Genomic DNA, 1,070 nt, shown 5'->3' with positions numbered 1-1,070 from the left:
ATGGCAAAAGAACATTTTGACAGAAGTAAGCCGCACTGCAACATCGGCACCATCGGCCACGTTGACCACGGTAAGACCACTCTGACCGCTGCTATCTGCACCACCCTCGCCGCTAAGGGCCTGGCTGCTGCAAAGCGTTTCGATGAAATCGACAACGCTCCCGAAGAAAAGGCACGTGGTATCACGATTAACACCTCTCACGTGGAATACACTTCTGCTGCACGTCACTACGCACACGTTGACTGCCCGGGCCATGCTGACTACGTCAAGAACATGGTTACTGGTGCTGCTCAGATGGACGGCGCAATTCTCGTCGTTGCTGCTACTGACGGTCCCATGCCCCAGACTCGTGAACACATCCTTCTCGCACACCAGGTTGGCGTGCCCAAGATCGTTGTTTTCATGAACAAGGTTGACATGGTTGATGACGTTGAACTTCTCGACCTCGTCGAAATGGAAGTTCGCGACCTGCTCTCCAAGTACGAATTTGACGGCGACAACGCTCCGATCATTCGCGGTTCTGCACTCAAGGCTCTCGAAGGCGACGCAGAATACCAGGACAAGATCATGGAACTCATGGCTGCTTGCGACGAATACATTCCGCTGCCGGCTCGTGAAACTGAAAAGCCGTTCCTCATGCCGATCGAAGACGTGTTCACCATTACCGGTCGTGGTACCGTTGCTACCGGCCGTATCGAACGCGGTGTTGTTCATCTGAACGACAAGGTCGAACGCATCGGTCTCGGCGAAACTGCCGAATACGTTATTACCGGTGTTGAAATGTTCCGTAAGCTCCTCGACGACGCTCAGGCTGGTGACAACGTTGGTCTCCTCCTCCGCGGCGCTGAAAAGAAGGACATTTCCCGTGGTATGGTGCTCGCAGCTCCCAAGTCTGTGACTCCGCACACCGAATTCAAGGCTGAAATCTACGTTCTTACTAAGGACGAAGGTGGTCGCCACACTCCGTTCATGAACGGCTATCGTCCCCAGTTCTACTTCCGCACCACCGACGTTACTGGTACCATCCAGCTGCCGGAAGGTGTCGAAATGGTGACCCCGGGTGACACCGT

General features: G+C 54.5%; 1 protein-coding gene. It reads left to right on the top strand.

Annotated features, from left to right (window positions below):
* Nucleotides 1-1,070: elongation factor Tu (tuf, locus tag BUB94_RS16095; RefSeq protein WP_073161661.1), on the top strand; the 1,070-nt coding region annotated here is incomplete at its 3' end.

Source organism: Fibrobacter sp. UWH9 (assembly GCF_900129715.1).
Classification (GTDB): Bacteria; Fibrobacterota; Fibrobacteria; order Fibrobacterales; family Fibrobacteraceae; genus Fibrobacter.
The sequence above is the reverse complement of the archived record's forward strand: the minus strand, read 5'-3'. Positions and strand labels throughout refer to the sequence as shown.